This window comes from Bacteroides sp. ET71, from assembly GCF_023336905.1.
Taxonomy (GTDB): Bacteria; Bacteroidota; Bacteroidia; order Bacteroidales; family Bacteroidaceae; genus Bacteroides.
In genome coordinates, this window is sequence record NZ_JAMBLS010000003.1 from 175,675 (window position 1) to 193,604 (window position 17,930).

Sequence of the window (17,930 nt, forward strand, 5' to 3'; positions counted from 1 at the left end):
AGAGCCGGCGCCGGAACGGACGGGAGGCAACAAAAAAGCCCCCGCGTCGTCACGACGCGAAGGCCCATTTATGCCATATTATAAGAAATCAGAAAAACCTCAACGGAAGTAGAGGCCATCTGGTGCGGGTGACAGGACTCGAACCTGCACGCCTCGCGGCACCAGATCCTAAGTCTGGCGCGGCTGCCAATTACGCCACACCCGCTTGTGCTTGCGTATGCGGGGCAAAGATAAGGAGTTTTTTCTTTCCGACCAACATTCCAGGCAGGAAAGTGCACGGCGGTCAGTCCGAAGGGCTGTTCAGCAGGGCGCGGGCAGCTTCGATGAGGGTGTCGCGGCCCTGGTCTTCGTCTTCGTCGGTCATGTCGAGCTTGACGTCGGGGTCGATGCCGAACTCGATGTGCTGCTTCTGCGCGTCGAGCATGGGGCTGGCAGAGAAGCGCACACCCCAGCCGTTGGGCAGTTCGGAGGAGAAAGGCAGGCCGGAGCCGCCGCCGGTCTTGTCGCCCAGCAGGGTGACTTGGGGCAGGCAGTTCATGGAGTTGACGAAGTCGTTGGTGGCGCTGTACGCATGGCGGTTGGTCAGCACGACGACGGGTTTCTGCCAGCGCACGCCGTCGGATGGGTCGAGGTAGACGGGTTCGGGGTCGGAGAAGTCGGAGTGTCCGGGGCCGGTTTTGTGCTGGATGTAGCCGGTCAGCACCCGTTCGTTGGTGAAGCGGGCGGCCAACTGCGAGGCGGTGGTCAGATTGCCGCCTCCGTTGTTGCGCACGTCGATGATGAGCCCGTTGCACACGGCCAGGTAGAGCAGCATCTCGTCCAGGTTACCATCCCCAATGCCGGAGGAGAAATCGCCGTAGCGCACGTATCCGATGTTGTCCTGGAGGATGGTATATTCCGCCCCGCCGCCGATGCGGTAGTCACGGCCCAGGTACTGCTCTACGAGCGCCTCGTCGAAGTTGCGCGGATAGTCGAGGTACCAGTCCCAGTAGCGGGCCGTGTTCCAGGCGGAATAGAGGTTGACATGCCCGTCTTTCAGCTCGGCCAGCATATTGCCCAGCACTTCGAAGAGGGCGTCCTGGCCCATGTCGTCCGTAATCTGGACGCGGTATTGCTCGTAGATGGCATCCCAGTCGATGCCTTTGTAGTCCAGGAAACAGTAGTGTTCGTCGATGAGCTTCCAGAGGGCTTCGAAATTGCCCGTAGGACTGTTGTCGTATTCGTCTTCGCGGATGCAGCCGCCCAGGACGAGGGGCAGCGCACACATTATATAAATATAGGAAAGCAATCGTTTCATACGGCATCAGCGGTTAGGGAGGAGGGAGAATTGTTTGACAAAACCCACCATGAAGATGTGCCCGTAGGCGTGCGTCTCCAAGTGGTTGAGTTTGGATTGCCGGACATCCCACAGGTAGGTGAAACGCATCTTGAGGCGCCCGGCCGGAAAGTCGAGCGAAAGACGGTGCCGCCAGGAGGGAGCATTGTGCAGAGACGTGAACTTCACCACGCCTCCGGCATTGCCCAGCGAGAAGATTTCGTAGTACGATTGCCCGTAGTGGGGCGAGAAGGCCATGCCCAAGAGGGGTACGTCGAGCTGGTAGCGGAGGGTCAGGGGCACACGCCGCACGCGGAAGTCCCACACGGCGGCCACCGAAGCATCCAGCGCCACGGAGGCACGGGCCGAGGCAGGGTTGTTGCCGTTGCGCAGGTTCCACACGAAGCCGCCCGCCGCATCCACCAGTCCGCCGGCCAGCAGGCGCAGGCCGCCCGTGCGGTAGAGGCGGTAGTGCAGCCCGTAGTTCCAGTTGACGAGAGCAGACAGCGTGTTATTGTTGTCCACGTGGTTATGCGTGTAGTTGGCGTAACCCTGAAAGAAAGCTTGACGCATCCACCGGCCGTCGCCCCACTTGGTCTGACGCAGGCTCTCGCGCGACAGACGGAACTCCACACCCCGGTATTCCTGGGGCGAGAGATAGGTGTCGTACATGTTCGCCCAGCCCAAACCGTACATCGTGGCCCGCTGGATGGGGCGGTCGGGCACGGAGTCGTTCGTCTCCTCCTCCGGTACGGCGGCAGCCCGCACGAGCGGCAGGAGCAGTAACAAGAAGAATAATGCGTTTCGTTTCATCGGCAGTCAGATCAGAATAGTTTCATTTGTCCGGTCAGCTCGTCCAAGATGTCGCCCGGCGTCTTGTCCTTGTCCGGGTCCAGGTCTTCGGGCTCTTCTTCAGGCTCTGTCGAGGCCGGGCCGACAGGCTCGGGAAGGCGCGTCGGCTCCAGTTCGTTCACCGTGTCGAGCGTGTAGGTGGTCAGGCGTTTGCCCTTGGCCTTGAAGCCCTTGACGCCGATGAAGTCGTCGGCCTCGATGACCAGGGGGTCACGGAAGGCATCGTGCCCGCCGAACACCACCTCGAGGCGCGGATACGGCTCGTCGGTCAGCAGGATGAGGCGGTTCTTGCGGTTCTCGCCCAGGTAGTTCTGCTTGCGGGCCGTTGCCTCCAGGCAGAAACGCTTGATGTAGGGATAGTTCTGCTGGTCGGCGTCGTAGAGCACGGCGGTCCACACCTTCCCGGAGTCGAACTTCTCCAGCAGGCGGATGTCCGGCTCGTAATGGTTGGCCAGGTCGAAGTTGGTGGTATAGAAGTCGCCGCTTTCCAAGATGACCAGGATGCGGTCGTCGGTCTGAAACTCGCCCACGTATTCGCCCCGCCCGTCGTAGTTCAGGCGCAGCACGTCGCGGTCGAACCATACCTTGCGGCCCCCGAGCGTAGAAGCGCCGCGCTGCTTCAGCACAATCTTGTGCACCGGCAGCCGTGTCAGGATGTTGCCGATGGCTTGCCGGCCCTTGATGGCCAGTTGACTGAAGTCTTCTTCAAATACTATCTTGCGCACCCTGGGGTTCGGTTTGAGGGTGACTTTGATGACTTCGGCCTCGCCGTTTGGATTGGCGCTGAAGTAGAGGATGCGCGAATCGGGCTTGCCTTGGGTGAGGTCGTACTCGCGGTCGCGTACGACGCCGGTGACGAAAAACCGCTTGTAGAAACACGTACCTTCCTTGCCGTCGCGGTACGCCACGTTATAGATGGTTCGCTTGTCGTTTTTCTTGAAGACGTTGACGTAAAGGATGTTCTTGCCCACGAACTTCTTGTCGGCCACGGGGGTCACCAGGTAGCGGCCGTCGCGGTAGAAGATGATGATGTCGTCAATGGGCGAGCAGTTGGCCACGAACTCGTCTTTCTTCAGCCCCGTGCCGATGAAACCCTCCTCGCGGTTGATGTAGAGCTTTTCGTTGGCCTCGATGACCTTGGTGGCCTCAATCACGTCGAAGCTGCGCAGCTCGGTGCGGCGGGGGAAGTTCTTGCCGTATTTCTCGCGGAGCATCCGGAACCAGTCGACGGTGTATTCGACGAGGTTGGCCAGGTGGCGGTCGGTCTCGGCCACGTCGGCCTTCATGCGGGCAATCTGCTCTTCGGCTTTGTCGCTGTTGAACTTGAGGATGCGGGCCATCTTTATCTCCATCAGGCGCAGGATGTCGTCCTTGGTCACTTCGCGGATGAACGAGGGGTAGTAGGGCGTCAGCCGCAGGTCGATGTGCTCGCAGGCGGCATCCATCGACTTGGCCTGTTCGAACTCGGCGTCCTTGTATATCCTTTCTTCGATGAATATCTTCTCGAGCGAGGCGAAGTGCAGCGCTTCCATCACTTCGGCACGGTGAATCTCCAGCTCGCGTTGCAGGAGGTGCTTCGTGTTGTCCACCGACTTGCGGAGGACGTCGCTCACCGTCAGGAAGTGCGGCTTCTGGTCATCAATGACGCAGCAGTTGGGCGAGATGTTCACCTCGCAGTCCGTGAAGGCATAGAGGGCGTCGATGGTTTTGTCCGACGACACGCCGGGGGCGAGGTGGACGAGTATCTCGACGCTGCCGGACGTCAAGTCTTCTACCTTCCGTATCTTTATTTTCCCCTTCTCGCTGGCCTTGACGATGGAGTCGCACACGCCGGCCACGGTCTTCCCGTAGGGTATTTCGCGAATGGCGAGCGTCTTGTTGTCCACCTTTTCTATCTTGGAGCGGACGCGCACGGAACCGCCGCGCTCGCCGTCGTTGTACTTGGACACGTCGATGCTGCCGCCCGTCTGGAAGTCGGGATAGAGGGCGAAAGGCTCGTCGTGCAGGTAGGCGACGGCAGCGTCGCACAGCTCGTTGAAGTTGTGCGGCAGTATCTTCGAGGAGAGGCCGACGGCAATGCCCTCGACGCCCTGTGCCAAAAGCAGGGGGAACTTGACGGGCAGGGTGACGGGCTCGCGGTTGCGACCGTCGTACGACTGCTTCCACTCGGTGGTCTTGGGGTTAAAGACGACGTCGAGGGCGAACTTCGTCAGGCGCGCCTCGATGTATCGGGCAGCCGCCGCATCGTCGCCGGTCAGGATGTTGCCCCAGTTCCCCTGGCAATCGATGAGCAAGTCTTTCTGCCCCAACTGCACCAAGGCGTCCTTGATGGAGGCGTCCCCGTGAGGGTGGAACTTCATGGCTTCGCCCACGATGTTGGCCACTTTGTTGTATCGCCCGTCCTCCATGCGGCGCATGGTGTGGAGGATGCGCCGCTGCACGGGCTTCAGGCCGTCCATGATGTGGGGCACCGCACGCTCCAGGATGACGTAGGAGGCGTAGTCCAGAAACCAGTTCTGGTACATGCCGTTCAGCCGGTGGCGCACCTCGCCGTCGCCGATGTCGGCCGGTTTATAGTCGGTATGTTCGGCACCTTCCTCGTGGAAGGGGAGCTGGTCTTGTTCGTTGATGTCGTCTATATCTTGGCTCATAAATGGTTACAATGCGTTCGAGAGGCAAATATACGAAAAAAAGCAAAAACAGGAAAAGACAGGCACAGGTTATTTGCCCAACAGGGCACGCACGAAATCAATAAAGGCTTCTGCTTGCGGATATAGCGCATCGACGGTTTCTTCGTCGCAATAAGCAAAGTCGTCATAATCGCCGCTGTGCCGTTTCTCGAACAAGGTGCCGAAGACCTTCCCTATCCGCACGGGCATCTTCCCGGTTGCGACGAAATGCAATCCCAACATGGTTTTCACCCCGCTATGTGTCTGCGCCTGGATGTCGTTGGCGAGGAGCAATGCCACCGCCGCATAATAACAGGCATAGTACAGGCGGTTGATAGCCGCATTGCAGAAGCCTTCGCGCCTCATCACGGCGGCTTCCTTCAATGTGCCATACGCACGCTCCAGCCGGTAGGCCACCAGTGCCCGTCTGCTTTCTTCGTCTAATTTCTCTTTCATAGCCTCACTCCTTCGTTTATTACATTGATATAGAACGGCGTCTTGAACGGCCTGTCGCGCCACTGTTTCTTCAGCAGGACGATGGGGCTGATGCAGACGCCCGTCCGCAGTTCCAGCTCATAGAGAGGAAGGGTCACCGTCTCTTCGCGGGCCAGCGTGAGCCGGTCGCCATCCAGCAGTATGAGCAGGTCGATGTCGCTGTCGGGACGCGCGTCGCCCCGCGCCTCCGAACCAAACAGGACGACTTCTGCCGTAGGAGCCGTCTGCCGGACCACTTCCTTGATCTGCCTGATGATTTCCGGTCGTCTCATTCCGTTCCTTTCTTTTCCGAATAGATGCACAAATATAGGCATTTTCCGCCAATCACGCAACCCGTCAAGGCAAAAAAGCCCCTCCCCTGCCCTCACTTCTGCCTTCCGGACAAAAATAAATCCTCCTTCGCTTGGCAGTATCGAAATCTTTGCGTACCTTTGCGCCGTCAAAACAAAACGAGACAAAGCATCGGAATGTAGCGCAGTTGGTAGCGCACTACGTTCGGGACGTAGGGGTCGGGCGTTCGAGTCGCCTCATTCCGACCAAGCCAAAAGGGCAAGCCACTGCACCCCGCAGCGGCTTGTTTCGTTTATGCCCCGCGCCCACGCCGGACAACGGCCGCGCTTCTTGCGAACAGTAGCCGCGCCCGCATCGGACAAGAGGCTTCACACCTTAATACCTGATTGTATGACACCTACCTACGCACCTTTCGCCCACCCGCTCTACGTCATGCCCAAGCCAGCCGGACCGCTGTGCAACCTGGCCTGCGAATACTGCTACTATCTGGAGAAGGCGAACCTTTACCTCGAATCACCCCAACACGTGATGAGCGACGAACTGCTGGAAAAGTTCGTGCGCGAGTACATCCAGGCCCAGACCCTGCCGTCGGTACTGTTCACCTGGCACGGGGGCGAAGCGCTGATGCGCCCCCTCTCCTTTTACAAGAAAGCCGTGGAGCTGCAACGGCGTTACGCCGGCGGACGCACCATCGACAACTGCATCCAGACCAACGGAACGCTGCTGACCGACGAGTGGTGCCAGTTCTTCCGCGAAAACAACTGGCTGGTAGGCATCTCGATAGACGGGCCGCAGGAGTTTCACGACGAATACCGCCGCAACCGCCAGGGACGACCCTCGTTCGTGAAAGTGATGCGCGGCATCGAACTGCTGAAGAAGCACGGCGTGGAGTGGAACGCGATGGCCGTCGTCAACGACTTCAACGCCAGCTACCCGCGCGAGTTCTACCACTTCTTCCGACAGATAGGCTGCCACTACCTGCAATTCGCCCCCATCGTCGAGCGCATCCTGCCCCATGCCGACGGACGCCACCTGGCCTCTGCCGACGACGGGAGCGACGCACGCCTGGCCCAGTTTTCCGTATCGCCCAGGCAGTGGGGCACGTTCCTCTGCACACTGTTCGACGAGTGGGTCAAGCAAGACGTGGGCACGATATTCGTCCAGCTCTTCGACGCAACCCTGGCCAACTGGGTGGGCGAGCAGCCGGGCGTCTGCACCCTGGCACCCACGTGCGGCCACGCCGGAGTGATGGAGTTCAACGGCGACGTCTACGCCTGCGACCACTTCGTCTTCCCCGAATACCGCCTGGGAAACATCTACACGCAGAGCCTCGTGGAAATGATGTACGGCGAACGGCAACTGAAGTTCGGGCAAGCCAAGCGCGACAGCCTGCCCCGCCAGTGCCGCCAGTGCCCCTGGCTCTTCGCCTGCAACGGCGAATGTCCCAAGAACCGCTTCTGTCAAACGGCCGACGGCGAACCGGGACTGAATTACTTGTGCGAGGGATACCGCATGTTCTTCGCCCACGTCGCCCCCTACATGGACTTTATGAAGCGCGAGCTGCTGGCCGGACGGGCGCCCGCCAACGTGATGAAGGAACGGTTTTAGGCTTCAGGGACGAGAGACAAGGGACGAGGAGACGAGAGACAAGAGACGAGGGGACGAGAAATCAGGGACGAGGCCGGCCAATCCCCGCTTCCCGCTATCCTGAGCGGAGCAACGAAGCTCCACCCCCATCATGCGCTGTCATCCTGAGCGGAGCAACGAATCCCCACCCCCATCATGCACTGTCATCCTGAGCGAAGCAACGAATCTCCACCCCCATCATGCACTGTCATCCTGAGCGGAGCAACGAATCCCCACCCCCGTCATGCACTGTCATCCTGAGCGGAGCGCAGCGGAGTCGAAGGATCTCACTAAAGACACAGAAACCCTTAGTGAGATGTCTCGACTCCGCTGCGCTCCGCTCGACATGACAGGAGAACGAAATTCTTCATTCTTCGTTCTTCATTCTTCATTCAATGACGCTCCGCTCGACAGGACAGGGCCAAAGAAACAGAGGGAAAACAGCAAGCGTCACACCAGATAGAACACCGCCAGCAGGCACACGTTCACCCCAATCACCACGCCAAACCCCGCCAACAACGGACGGCGCAACGCACTGCCCCGCCCGGCAAAGAACAGCGCATAACACAAGTTCACAACGATGTTGCTCACGATGGCCTGCAGGCTGCACGCCGCAATCATCTCCACCGAGACGCCGCCCGTGCCCTGCACCAAGTTCAGGATGAACGGGGTGATGTCGCTCACGCCCGAGACGAAAGACAACGCCGTCAGCCCGCCCGTGCCGGCATACACCAGCGTGTAGTGCGTCAACAGCGTAAACACCACGAACAGCAGGGCGAAGATGAGCGCCACCTTAAACTCCAGCGGGTTGCCCGTGTCGTCCGCATCGGCCTCCGCCCCCGGCGTAGCCATCCGCCGCCGGTGCAGCCACCACGCCACGCCCGCCGCCACCAGCGACATCGCCAGCAGGTAGGGATAGATGGCCTCCAGTGCCTCCAGGCTGAAGATACCTATCAGTATAAGGAACCTCAGAAACATCATGCAGACCGCTAACAGCATGGCAGCGGCATACTCCGGAGCCTCGGCAGCCACCGCCGTGCGGCTTTTGCGCGCCAGCACGGATATGGTGGCGGTGCTGCTGTACAGCCCGCCCACGATGCCCGACACCAGGATGCCCGACTCGCGGAAGACGTAGCGACGCAGCAGGTAAGACAGGTAAGAGATGCCCGACACGACCACCGTGGCCAGCCACACGTTGTAGGGCGTCAGGTTGATGCCCGCCACCAGCGTCTTGTCCGGGAGCATGGGCAGGATAATCCCACTGATGGCAAGGAACTTGGCCAGCGTAATCATCTCGTCGTTCTTCATGCGTTGCGCCAGCTCGGTAAAGGTGTGCTTCAGCTCGGTCAGCAGCAGCACGACCACCACCACGAGGACATAGAACCACGAGGGCTGGGTACAGACGATGGGCGCCAGGCAGTAGGTGATGAGGGCAATGACGATGGTGGTCACCCCGAACACGTGGTAGCGCGTCTGCTTCACGTAGTAGTTCAGCGCCAGCAGCAGTCCCAGCACCGCGCCGCCGCCCAGGAAGAGGCGGTAGTCCGTCGGGTCGAGGATGTAGAGCAAGTATCCCAGGATGCCGATGAACGTAAAGGTACGGTCGGTGCCAAACAGTGTGGCCTCGCCCTCGCGCTTCAGGCTGATGCGCCGTTGCGAAAGGCCGATGAGCAGGGAAAAGAGGGTCACCAGCACGAAAGTGACGAACTCCTGTGGCAAGTATGCGTAGATTCTTTCCATTTCTTGAACTGAAAAAAGGGTTAGTTAACGAGGGGACGAGTTGACGAGGGGACAAGGGGGTGTGGACAAGTTAACAAGAACGAAGGGACAAGTTAACAAGTTGACGAGTTGACGAGGCTTTGGAAACGAATTGACACGGTGGCGGACAAACGAAGCGGCGAATACGCCCTTGTTGCCTGACGCCTTGTCAACTTGTCAACTCCCCCTTGTCCACTCGTCCACTTGTCTACTCGTCCACTCCCCGCCCGGTGCGGCATCGGCCCACGTGCGGTAAGGGTGCTGCATCAGTTGGGAGTTGTAGTAACGCCGGTCGCCGGTCACCTCGCGGCCCAGGAAGGGCGGTCGTCCGAACGGTTCGGCGGGGTCGGACAGCTCGACTTCGGCCACCACCAGGCCCTCGTTCTCGCCGTGGAACTCGTCTACCTCGAACACGTGTCCGTCGTAGGGCACGAGGTGTCGCGTCTTGTCGATGACGCCGCCCCGGCAGAGGCGCATCAGTTCCGAGGCATCGGCGGGGTCAATCTCCTTCTCCCACTCGTAGCGGCTCAGGCCGCCGTCTGCCGAAGGGCCTTTGATGGTGAGGTATCCCCGCCCGTCGCGCAGGCGGACGCGCACCGTGCGCCCGCTGTCGGAGCAGATGTATCCTTGTGCGATGCGGCTGGACGAGGCCACGAGCGGCCGCCAGTCGCCGTCGACCAGGAACTTTCGTTCAATCTCCTGCGGCATGGCGTTCAGGCCCAGAGGGTGTAGGCCACGAAAGAAAGGAGGATGAGCACGACGGCCACGATGGTGATGGTGCGCATTACTTTTTTGGCTTGTTCTTCTTCACGTTGCGTGTGCGTCACGCGGTTTCTGTTGCTTCTTCCCATGGTGTTTAGTTTTAGTTTATCGTTCAACGGAGAGCAAAGTAAGGGGAATTTCCGGAAGATTCCAAGGAAAAGCGGTAGAAATTTACGCGAAGTCAGTTCAGGTTGTATTCCGAGGGTGCCTGGCCGGTGTATTTCTGGAACACGAGGTTGAAGCGGGCGATGCTGTTGAAGCCCAGTTGCCGGGCCACTTGCGCGGGCGTATGCGTCCCCGTCTGCAAGAGCCGTTTGGCCATCTCCAGGCGGCGCAGTTGGAAATATTCGGCCAGGTTCTGCCCCGTCTCGAAGCGCAGCAGGTCGCCGAAGTAGGCCTCGCTCAGCCCCAGCAGCCCGGCACAGTCGGCGGCTGCCGGCATCCGCCCGCCCGCCATGCGTCCGGCGCCGATGTAGTCGTCGGCCCAGCGCCCCAGTTGCGCCAGCAGACGCTTGTTCTTGTCCTCGCGGGTGATGAACTGCCGTTCGTAATAGCGCGCGCAATAGTCCAGCAGCAGCTCGATGAGCCGGGAGAGGAGCGTGCGGCTGTGGCCGTCGATGGCGTGGTGCAGCTCTTCGTCGATGTCGTCGAAGTAGTGGCGCACGCGCTCCGTCTCGCGCTGCGACAAGTGCAGGGCCTCTTCCTGGCGGTAGTGGAAGAAGGTGTACTGGTCGATGTGGCGGCACAGCGCGGTGCTGAGCAGCAGCATCGGGTCGAAGGCCAGCAGCAGTCCGCGCGGGGGCAAAGTGTTTTCCTTGCTCATGCGGAACGCCTCGCCGGGAGTGAGGAACACCATCGTGGCGTAGGCAAAGTCGTAGTAGCGGCGTCCGCAGCAGTCGCCGCACCCGGCACTGTCTTCTATCAGCAAGATGGCGTAGAAGTCAAACTTCACCGCCTGCTGTTCCAGCCCGGGATTCTCCAGGTTGATGACGGCAGCCTGCGGGTGCCACGTCTTGCTGCCCAGGCAGCGGTTGCACTCGCACACAGTCTTTATGTCCAGCACATTTTCCTTTTTCTTCATATCGGCTCGATTCCCCGCAGGGGGACTGATGGTTTTCCGGCGGCAAAGATAGCTGTTTCCCGCCAACACCCCCCTACCCGCTTTACAGATTCTTTAACCTTTCTCACCGATTTTTATGCCCCGGCGCAAGCACGCCCGCCCGTGTGCGGAGTGGACATGGCTACAGTTCGGAGGAATGACGCCCGCTCCGCACAAGAGGCAGACAGTAATTCGGGTAAAAACTTCTGTAATCCGGATAAAAGGCGGAACGGACAAATGACTTACCTTTGCAGCGTCTGAAACGATTATCCATTTTATACACTTTACAGAAGATATGAGACAACGATTCACTCTTACTCTCCTGTCCCTCGCGCTGGCGACGGCGGTCGCCGGGGCGTCGGACAAACAGGAAACTGACTCCGTGCGCCACGATTACCGGCTGAACGAAGTGGTCGTCACCGGCACACGCAACGCGACCGACATCCGCCACTTGCCCATGACCATCAGCGTCGTGGGACGGACACAACTGGCCGACCGATACCAGCCCTCGCTCCTGCCCGCGCTGACGGAGCAGGTGCCGGGACTGTTCGTCACCAGCCGCGGCGTGCTGGGCTACGGCGTGTCCACCGGAGCGGCGGGAGGGCTGAGCATCCGCGGACTGTCGGGCAGCGCGCAGATGCTGGTGCTCATCGACGGGCACCCGCAATACATGGGACTCTTCGGTCACCCCATCTCTGATTCGTACCAGACGATGCTGGCCGAGCGCGTGGAGGTGCTCCGCGGCCCGGCTTCGGTGCTCTACGGCTCGAACGCCATGGGCGGCGTCATCAACATCGTCACCCGACAGATGCACGAAGACGGGGTGCGGACCGACATCAACCTAGGCGCAGGCTCCTACGGAACGGTGCAAGCCGAGGCCGTGAACCGCGTGCGCAGCGGACGATTCGGCAGCACGGCTTCCTTTTCGTACAACCGCACGGACGGACATCGCGCCGACATGCCTTTTGAACAGTTCAGCGGCTACGCCAAGCTGTCGTACGAAGTGACGAAGAACTGGCGGCTGTGGGGCGACGTGAACGTGACGCACTTCAACGCCTCGAACCCCGGCGAGACGTTTGCCCCGCTCATCGACAACGACTCGCGCATCACCCGCGGCATGGCGTCGGCCATGCTCGAAAACCACTACGACCGCACCTCGGGCGCCCTGAGCTTCTTCTACAACTGGGGACGGCACAAGATTAACGACGGCTACGGCCCCGGCGAAGAGCCGCAAGAATCGCTGTTCCACAGCAAAGATCTGATGATGGGCGTCTCCTGGTACCAGAGCGCCGAACTGTACCGGGGCAACCGCCTGACCGTGGGCGTGGACTACCAGCACTTCGGCGGCGAATCGTGGAACGTGGCCGTGGCCGACGGCGAACGCATCCCCGGCGTGGAGAAGAAGCAAGACGAAGTGGCTGCCTACGCCGATTTCCGCCAGGATTTCGGACACTGGCTGTCGCTGAACGCCGGCCTGCGCGTCGACCACCACTCGCACGTGGGCACCGAGCTGGTGCCCCAGGGCGGACTGGCCTTCCACCTGCCCCGCCAGGCCGAACTGAAGGCAATGGTCAGCAAAGGCTTCCGCAACCCCACCATCCGCGAGATGTACATGTTTCCCCCGCAGAACCCCGACCTGCGCCCCGAACGGCTGATGAGCTACGAGCTCAGCTTCACGCAGACCCGCCTGGACGGCGCCCTGACCTACGGTGCGAACCTCTTCTACATCGACGGCGACAACCTCATCACGACCGTCCGGCAAGACGGCCGCCCGCACAACGTGAACAGCGGCCGCATCGAAAACTGGGGCATGGAAGCCAACGTCGGCTGGCGCGTCAACCCGCACTGGAGCGTCAACGCCAATTACAGTTGGGCACACATGGAACACCCCGTCATCTCCGCCCCCGAGCACAAGCTCTACGCCGGGGCCGACTTCCGGCGAGGCCGCTGGACCGCCTCGACAGGCCTCCAGTACGTGGGCGGACTATACACCTCCGTGGGCGAAGCACCCACGACCGAGGACTTCGTCCTGTGGAACGTCCGCGCCTCCTACCGCCTCTGCCCCTACGCCCGCCTGTTCGTGCGCGGCGAAAACCTGCTGGCACAGCGCTACGAAGTGATGCTGGGCTATCCCATGCCGAAGGCCACGTTCTTGGGAGGCATCAGCCTGAACCTCTGAAAGCGCGGCCACGGGCCGCAGGCGGTGCAGCCACAAGCTACGGGCCACAAGCTGCGGGCAGGCTGCCCAACAGGTAACGGCTAACAAAAAACGAGCTACGAGTACGTCACCGGTGACATTCTTCCGGTAACTTTACTCGTAGCTCGCAGTTTATAGCCCGTGGCAGGACAGGTCACGCTTCACCCTCGCCCGCAAACTCCATGAGGTAAGCCTTAATGAAACCGTCGATTTTGCCGTCCATCACGCCGGTGACGTCCGAAGTCTGGTAATTGGTGCGGTGGTCCTTGACGCGGCGGTCGTCGAACACGTAGCTCCGTATCTGCGAACCCCACTCAATCTTCTTCTTACCTGCTTCGACTTTGGCTTGTTCGGCCATACGGTGCTTCATCTCCTTGTCGTAGAGCATGGAGCGGAGCAGTCGCAAAGCGTTCTCCCTGTTCTTGGGCTGGTCGCGCGTCTCGGTGTTCTCGATTAGAATCTCTTCTTCCTCTCCCGTGTACGGGTCTTTGTACTGGTAGCGCAGGCGCACGCCCGACTCCACCTTGTTGACGTTCTGTCCGCCGGCACCGCCGCTTCGGAAGGTGTCCCACGACAGGCGCGCCGGTTCGATGGTGACTTCGATGGTGTCGTCTACCAGCGGAGTGACGAAGACCGAGGCGAAAGACGTCATGCGCTTTCCTTGCGCATTGTATGGCGACACGCGCACAAGGCGGTGCACACCGTTCTCGCCCTTCAGGTATCCGTAGGCGTACGGTCCGCTGATTTCGATGGTACAGGTCTTGATGCCCGCCTCGTCGCCTTCTTGCAGGTTGGCGATGGTTGTCTTGTAGCCGTGCGTCTCGGCGTAGCGCAGGTACATGCGCATCAGCATGCTGGCCCAGTCCTGGCTTTCGGTGCCGCCGGCACCGGAGTTAATCTTCAAGACGCAGTCCATCTGGTCGGCTTCATCACGCAGCATGTTCTTCAGTTCGAGCGCCTCGACGGCGGACAGGGCTTTGGCATAGGCTTCGTCCACTTCTTCTTCGCTCACCAGCTCGTCTTTGTGGAAGTCGAAAGCCAGTTGCAGTTCGTCGGCCAAGGTCTTCACCTCGTTGTAGCCGCTAATCCACTGCTGCAAGCCTTTCACCTTCTTCATCTGCGCTTCGGCGGCCTTCTGGTCGTCCCAGAAGCCGGGCGCCTGGGTGCGGAGCTGTTCTTCTTCCACTTGTATCTTCTTGCCTTCGATGTCCAGGTAACGGTTCAACGCGTCGGTGCGTTCTTTGATGTCCTTCAGTTGCTCGGTAGTTATCATTCCTTTCTGTCAGATTTATGTAATTCTTTATATGTATCTTCTTCGTGCACGATGTTGCCGCCGGCCGTCCGCGCCTGCGGGAAACGCATCTCATACGGGCCGGGCAAAAATCCTGCATTTCAGTGCAAAGGTATGAAAAAAACGCATATATTTGCAGGGCAAGCCGAAACTAAATACAACTGAACCGCCATGAAACGACTGAAACGTCAGCGATGGGCCTTGCTGGCAGGGCTGTCCCTCTGTTGAGCAGGACATGCGCAAGTGATTTACATCGACGATGCCAGACACGGAAGGGGCCTTCATCCAGGCCGGAATGGTGGAGAGGAACGCAGTCGCACTACCACACCACGGGACAGAGCCGGAACATCCGCCTCGTTCCGCTCTACGAGATAGGTGACGAAGGCTACGAAATCTACTTCCCCCTGCGGAAGACGAGGCCGTAGGCCAAGGAGTACGAATCACACATTATATAATCTTATCGCTTATGAACAAATTTCTGAAACGGATGGGCGTGCCGGCCCTCGCACTGGCCGCCCTGGCTTTGGCGGGATGCCAGCCGAAGCATGACTACGAAACGGTGCCGGGCGACCCGCTCCAGGCACGCATCTACACGCTGGAGAACGGGCTGAAGGTCTACATGACTGTGAACAAGGACGAACCGCGCATCCAGACTTTCATCGCCGTGCGTGTGGGCGGCAAGAACGACCCGGCGGAGACGACCGGCCTGGCCCACTACTTCGAGCACCTGATGTTTAAGGGGACAACGCACTTCGGCACACAAGACTACGAGGCGGAGAAGCCCTTGCTCGACCAAATCGAACAGCAGTTCGAGGTCTACCGCCACACGACGGACGAGGCCGAGCGCAAGGCCATCTACCACACCATCGACAGCCTGTCGTTCGAAGCCTCGAAGCTGGCCATCCCCAACGAGTACGACAAACTGATGGCCGCCATCGGGGCCAACGGCACCAACGCTTACACCAGCTACGACGTGACGTGCTACACCGAGGACATCCCGAGCAACCAGGTGGAGACGTGGGCAAGGATTCAGGCCGAACGCTTCCAGAACTGCGTCATCCGCGGATTCCACACGGAGCTGGAGACCGTGTACGAGGAGAAGAACATGTCGCTGACGCGCGACTCGCGCAAGGTGGGCGAGACACTGCTGGCCGCCCTCTTCCCCCATCATCCGTATGGCACACAGACGGTGCTGGGCACGCAGGAGCACCTGAAAAACCCGTCTATCACCAACATCAAGAACTACTACAAGACGTGGTACGTGCCCAACAACATGGCCATCTGCCTGAGCGGCGACTTCGACCCGGACCAGATGATTGAAATCATCGAACGCCACTTCGGCGCGCTCCGCCCCAACCCCGACCTGCCCAAGCTGAATCTGCCCAAGGAGGAAGAAATCACGGCGCCCATCGTGCGCGAGGTGCTGGGACCGGAAGCGGAACAGGTGGTGCTGGGATGGCGCTTCCCGGGCGCATCCAGCCACGAGGCGGAGGTGCTGGACATTGTGGGGCAGGTGCTCTACAACGGGCAGGCCGGACTGTTCGACCTCGACCTGACGCAGCAGCAGAAACTGTTGTCGGCCTTCTGCTACCCGGACAACCTGGCGGACTACAGCGTGCTGATGATGCAGGGACGCCCCAAGGCCGGGCAATCGCTGGAAGAGGTGAAAGACCTGATGCTCGGCGAGCTGAAGAAGCTGCGCGAGGGCGACTTCGACGAGAACCTGCTGGAAGCTGCCATCAACAACTTCAAGCTCAACCAGCTACAACGGTTGGAGAGCAACGAGGGCAGGGCCGACTGGTTCGTGCAGTCCTTCGTCAACGGCACGGACTGGGCCGACGAGGTCAGCTCGCTCGAACGGCTCTCGAAGCTGACCAAGCAAGAGGTGGTGGACTTCGCGAACCGCTTCCTGAAGGATGACAACCTGGCGGTGGTGTACAAACGGCAGGGAACCGACCCGAACGAGAAGAAGATAGACAAGCCGCAAATAACGCCCATCGTGATGAACCGCGACACAGCCAGTGCCTTTCTGCGCGACATCCAGGCAGCCGCTTCGCAGGCAGCGCCCATAGAGCCGGTCTTCCTGGACTACAGCAAGGACCTGGCGCAGCTCTCGGCCAAAGACGGAGCCATCCCCGTGCTGTACAAGCAGAACACGTCCAACGACCTGTTCCAACTGACCTACCTCTTCGACATGGGCAACAACCAGGACAAGGCGCTGGGACTGGCCGCAGAATACCTGGAATACCTGGGCACGAGCGAACTGACGCCCGAAGACGTGAAGAAGAAGTTCTACCAGATGGCGTGCAGCTTCTCCGTATGGCCGGGCGCCCGCCGCACGTATGTCACGCTGAGCGGACTGAACGAAAACTTGCCCCAGGCGCTGGAGCTGTTCGAACAACTGCTGGCCGACGCGCAGGTAGACCGCGAGGCTTACAGCAACCTGGTGGGCGACAAGCTGAAGGCGCGCAAAGATGCCAAACTGAGCCAAGGGCAGAACTTCTCGCGCCTGATGCAGTACGTGTTCTACGGGCCCGAAAACCCGTCGACCCACCTGCTCGGTGAAGCCGAACTGAAGAAGATGGACCCGCAGGCGCTGGTGGAACGCATACACGGGCTGAACGGCTACAAGCACCGCATCCTGTACTACGGGCCCGACACGAGCGACGAACTGATTGCCTTGCTGGATCGCGAGCACCGCACGCCCGACACGCTGAAGGACGTGCCCGAAGGAGGCAACTTCGTCAGCCGCCAGACGCCGGAGACGCGCATCTTCCTGGCGCCCTACGACGCGAAGAACATCTACCTGGCGCAATACTCCAACCGGGGCGAGCGTTTCGACCCCGCTTCCGAACCGTCGCGGCAGCTCTACGGCGAATACTTCGGCGGAGGCATGAACAGCATCGTCTTCCAGGAGATGCGCGAAAGCCGCGGACTGGCCTACTCGGCCTGGGCCGGGCTGAACAGGCCGAGCTACAACGACGAGGCCTACTACTTCCTGTCGCAGATTGCCTCGCAGAACGACAAGCTGATGGACGCCATACACACCTTCAACGACATCATCGAGCAGATGCCGCAGTCGGAAAACGCCTTCCGGCTGGCCAAGGAGGGCATGATGGCACGCCTGCGCACCGAGCGCATCACCAAGGACGGGGTGCTGTGGAGCTTCGTCAACGCACAAGACTGGGGCCTGACCGAAGACAGCCGCATCAAGCTGTACAACGACGTGCAACGGATGACGCTGCAAGACGTCGTGGACTTCCAGCAAAAGTGGGTGAAGGGACGCACGTACTACTACGGCATCTTGGGCAACAAGAAAGAGCTTGACATGGACGCTCTCCGCCGCATAGGCCCCGTGACGGAACTGACCACGGAGGACATCTTCGGATACTAAGCGGGCGACCCCCGCACATGCCACGCCCCGGCCGCGCATCATTGGCGTCGGTCGGGGCGATTCTGTTTATATGAAGAAGTGTTTGTGGTCGTTATCCTGAACGACCCGTAGGGTCTATCTTTCCCCTTAAAAGCTCGTATGCAAAGTTAACCAACGGCAAGAGCGAATAAAAGCACGTGTG

Annotated in this window: 13 protein-coding genes and 2 tRNA genes; 4 read left to right on the forward strand and 11 right to left on the reverse strand. The window is 60.2% G+C overall.

Annotation, left to right across the window (positions count from 1 at the left end):
- Window positions 1-120: 120 nt before the first annotated feature.
- The 6 genes from M3090_RS03270 to M3090_RS03295 form a co-directional block, all read right to left on the reverse strand.
- Window positions 121-205 (reverse strand) — tRNA-Leu (locus tag M3090_RS03270).
- A gap of 78 nt (window positions 206-283) precedes the next feature.
- Complete coding sequence (locus M3090_RS03275) at window positions 284-1,297, reverse strand: S41 family peptidase (protein WP_249053961.1); 1,014 nt, start codon at window positions 1,295-1,297, stop codon at window positions 284-286.
- A 6-nt stretch (window positions 1,298-1,303) separates the two neighbouring features.
- Window positions 1,304-2,128: a DUF3316 domain-containing protein gene (locus M3090_RS03280; RefSeq protein WP_249053962.1), complete on the reverse strand. Its 825-nt coding sequence runs from the start codon at window positions 2,126-2,128 to the stop codon at window positions 1,304-1,306.
- 11 nt (window positions 2,129-2,139) lie between these two features.
- The gene (locus tag M3090_RS03285) at window positions 2,140-4,818 is read right to left on the reverse strand and encodes a DNA gyrase/topoisomerase IV subunit A (protein WP_249053963.1); all 2,679 of its coding nucleotides are present in this window, start codon (window positions 4,816-4,818) and stop codon (window positions 2,140-2,142) included.
- A 69-nt stretch (window positions 4,819-4,887) separates the two neighbouring features.
- Window positions 4,888-5,292 (reverse strand): HEPN domain-containing protein, encoded by a 405-nt coding sequence (locus M3090_RS03290; protein ID WP_249053964.1) that lies wholly within the window; start codon window positions 5,290-5,292, stop codon window positions 4,888-4,890.
- Window positions 5,289-5,603 carry a nucleotidyltransferase domain-containing protein gene (locus tag M3090_RS03295; RefSeq protein ID WP_249053965.1) on the reverse strand — a complete coding sequence of 105 codons (315 nt, stop codon included), beginning with the start codon at window positions 5,601-5,603 and terminating at the stop codon, window positions 5,289-5,291. Before M3090_RS03295 ends, M3090_RS03290 begins: the two co-directional genes overlap by 4 nt.
- A 191-nt stretch (window positions 5,604-5,794) precedes the next feature.
- On the opposite strand from M3090_RS03295, the gene M3090_RS03300 reads away from it, so the two are divergent.
- A tRNA-Pro gene (locus M3090_RS03300) sits at window positions 5,795-5,870 on the forward strand.
- Between the two features lie 142 nt (window positions 5,871-6,012).
- The gene (locus tag M3090_RS03305) at window positions 6,013-7,230 is read left to right on the forward strand and encodes an anaerobic sulfatase-maturation protein (RefSeq protein WP_249053966.1); all 1,218 of its coding nucleotides are present in this window, start codon (window positions 6,013-6,015) and stop codon (window positions 7,228-7,230) included.
- 468 nt (window positions 7,231-7,698) lie between these two features.
- On the opposite strand, the gene M3090_RS03310 is transcribed toward M3090_RS03305, so the two are convergent.
- The 4 genes from M3090_RS03310 to M3090_RS03325 all read right to left on the reverse strand — a co-directional run bounded on the left by M3090_RS03310 (window position 7,699) and on the right by M3090_RS03325 (window position 10,849).
- The gene (locus M3090_RS03310; protein WP_249053967.1) at window positions 7,699-8,988 is read right to left on the reverse strand and encodes an MgtC/SapB family protein; all 1,290 of its coding nucleotides are present in this window, start codon (window positions 8,986-8,988) and stop codon (window positions 7,699-7,701) included.
- Window positions 8,989-9,183: 195 nt separating this feature from the next.
- Window positions 9,184-9,714, reverse strand: a complete 531-nt coding sequence (locus M3090_RS03315) for a CYTH domain-containing protein (protein WP_249053968.1) — start codon at window positions 9,712-9,714, stop codon at window positions 9,184-9,186.
- A gap of 5 nt (window positions 9,715-9,719) precedes the next feature.
- Window positions 9,720-9,857, reverse strand: coding sequence for a hypothetical protein (locus tag M3090_RS03320; protein ID WP_249053969.1), 138 nt, complete (start codon window positions 9,855-9,857; stop codon window positions 9,720-9,722).
- A 92-nt stretch (window positions 9,858-9,949) separates the two neighbouring features.
- The gene (locus M3090_RS03325) at window positions 9,950-10,849 is read right to left on the reverse strand and encodes a helix-turn-helix transcriptional regulator (RefSeq protein ID WP_249053970.1); all 900 of its coding nucleotides are present in this window, start codon (window positions 10,847-10,849) and stop codon (window positions 9,950-9,952) included.
- 313 nt (window positions 10,850-11,162) lie between these two features.
- On the opposite strand from M3090_RS03325, the gene M3090_RS03330 reads away from it, so the two are divergent.
- Window positions 11,163-13,046, forward strand: coding sequence for a TonB-dependent receptor (locus M3090_RS03330; protein ID WP_249053971.1), 1,884 nt, complete (start codon window positions 11,163-11,165; stop codon window positions 13,044-13,046).
- Window positions 13,047-13,218: 172 nt separating this feature from the next.
- Here the strand turns inward: M3090_RS03330 and prfB are convergent, their stop codons facing one another.
- On the reverse strand, window positions 13,219-14,337 hold the full coding sequence (gene prfB, locus M3090_RS03335; protein WP_249053972.1) for a peptide chain release factor 2: 1,119 nt from the start codon (window positions 14,335-14,337) through the stop codon (window positions 13,219-13,221).
- A gap of 484 nt (window positions 14,338-14,821) precedes the next feature.
- Here prfB and M3090_RS03340 point away from each other — a divergent pair, with 484 nt between their 5' ends.
- Window positions 14,822-17,749 carry a M16 family metallopeptidase gene (locus M3090_RS03340; RefSeq protein WP_249053973.1) on the forward strand — a complete coding sequence of 976 codons (2,928 nt, stop codon included), beginning with the start codon at window positions 14,822-14,824 and terminating at the stop codon, window positions 17,747-17,749.
- Window positions 17,750-17,930 lie beyond the last annotated feature (181 nt).

Coding starts and splice junctions, on each gene's coding strand:
- M3090_RS03275 (WP_249053961.1), bottom strand. CDS start 1,297: ATGAAACGATTGCTTTCCTATATTTATATAATGTGTGCGCTGCCCCTC.
- M3090_RS03280 (WP_249053962.1), bottom strand. CDS start 2,128: ATGAAACGAAACGCATTATTCTTCTTGTTACTGCTCCTGCCGCTCGTG.
- M3090_RS03285 (WP_249053963.1), bottom strand. CDS start 4,818: ATGAGCCAAGATATAGACGACATCAACGAACAAGACCAGCTCCCCTTC.
- M3090_RS03290 (WP_249053964.1), bottom strand. CDS start 5,292: ATGAAAGAGAAATTAGACGAAGAAAGCAGACGGGCACTGGTGGCCTAC.
- M3090_RS03295 (WP_249053965.1), bottom strand. CDS start 5,603: ATGAGACGACCGGAAATCATCAGGCAGATCAAGGAAGTGGTCCGGCAG.
- M3090_RS03305 (WP_249053966.1), top strand. CDS start 6,013: ATGACACCTACCTACGCACCTTTCGCCCACCCGCTCTACGTCATGCCC.
- M3090_RS03310 (WP_249053967.1), bottom strand. CDS start 8,988: ATGGAAAGAATCTACGCATACTTGCCACAGGAGTTCGTCACTTTCGTG.
- M3090_RS03315 (WP_249053968.1), bottom strand. CDS start 9,714: ATGCCGCAGGAGATTGAACGAAAGTTCCTGGTCGACGGCGACTGGCGG.
- M3090_RS03320 (WP_249053969.1), bottom strand. CDS start 9,857: ATGGGAAGAAGCAACAGAAACCGCGTGACGCACACGCAACGTGAAGAA.
- M3090_RS03325 (WP_249053970.1), bottom strand. CDS start 10,849: ATGAAGAAAAAGGAAAATGTGCTGGACATAAAGACTGTGTGCGAGTGC.
- M3090_RS03330 (WP_249053971.1), top strand. CDS start 11,163: ATGAGACAACGATTCACTCTTACTCTCCTGTCCCTCGCGCTGGCGACG.
- prfB (WP_249053972.1), bottom strand. CDS start 14,337: ATGATAACTACCGAGCAACTGAAGGACATCAAAGAACGCACCGACGCG.
- M3090_RS03340 (WP_249053973.1), top strand. CDS start 14,822: ATGAACAAATTTCTGAAACGGATGGGCGTGCCGGCCCTCGCACTGGCC.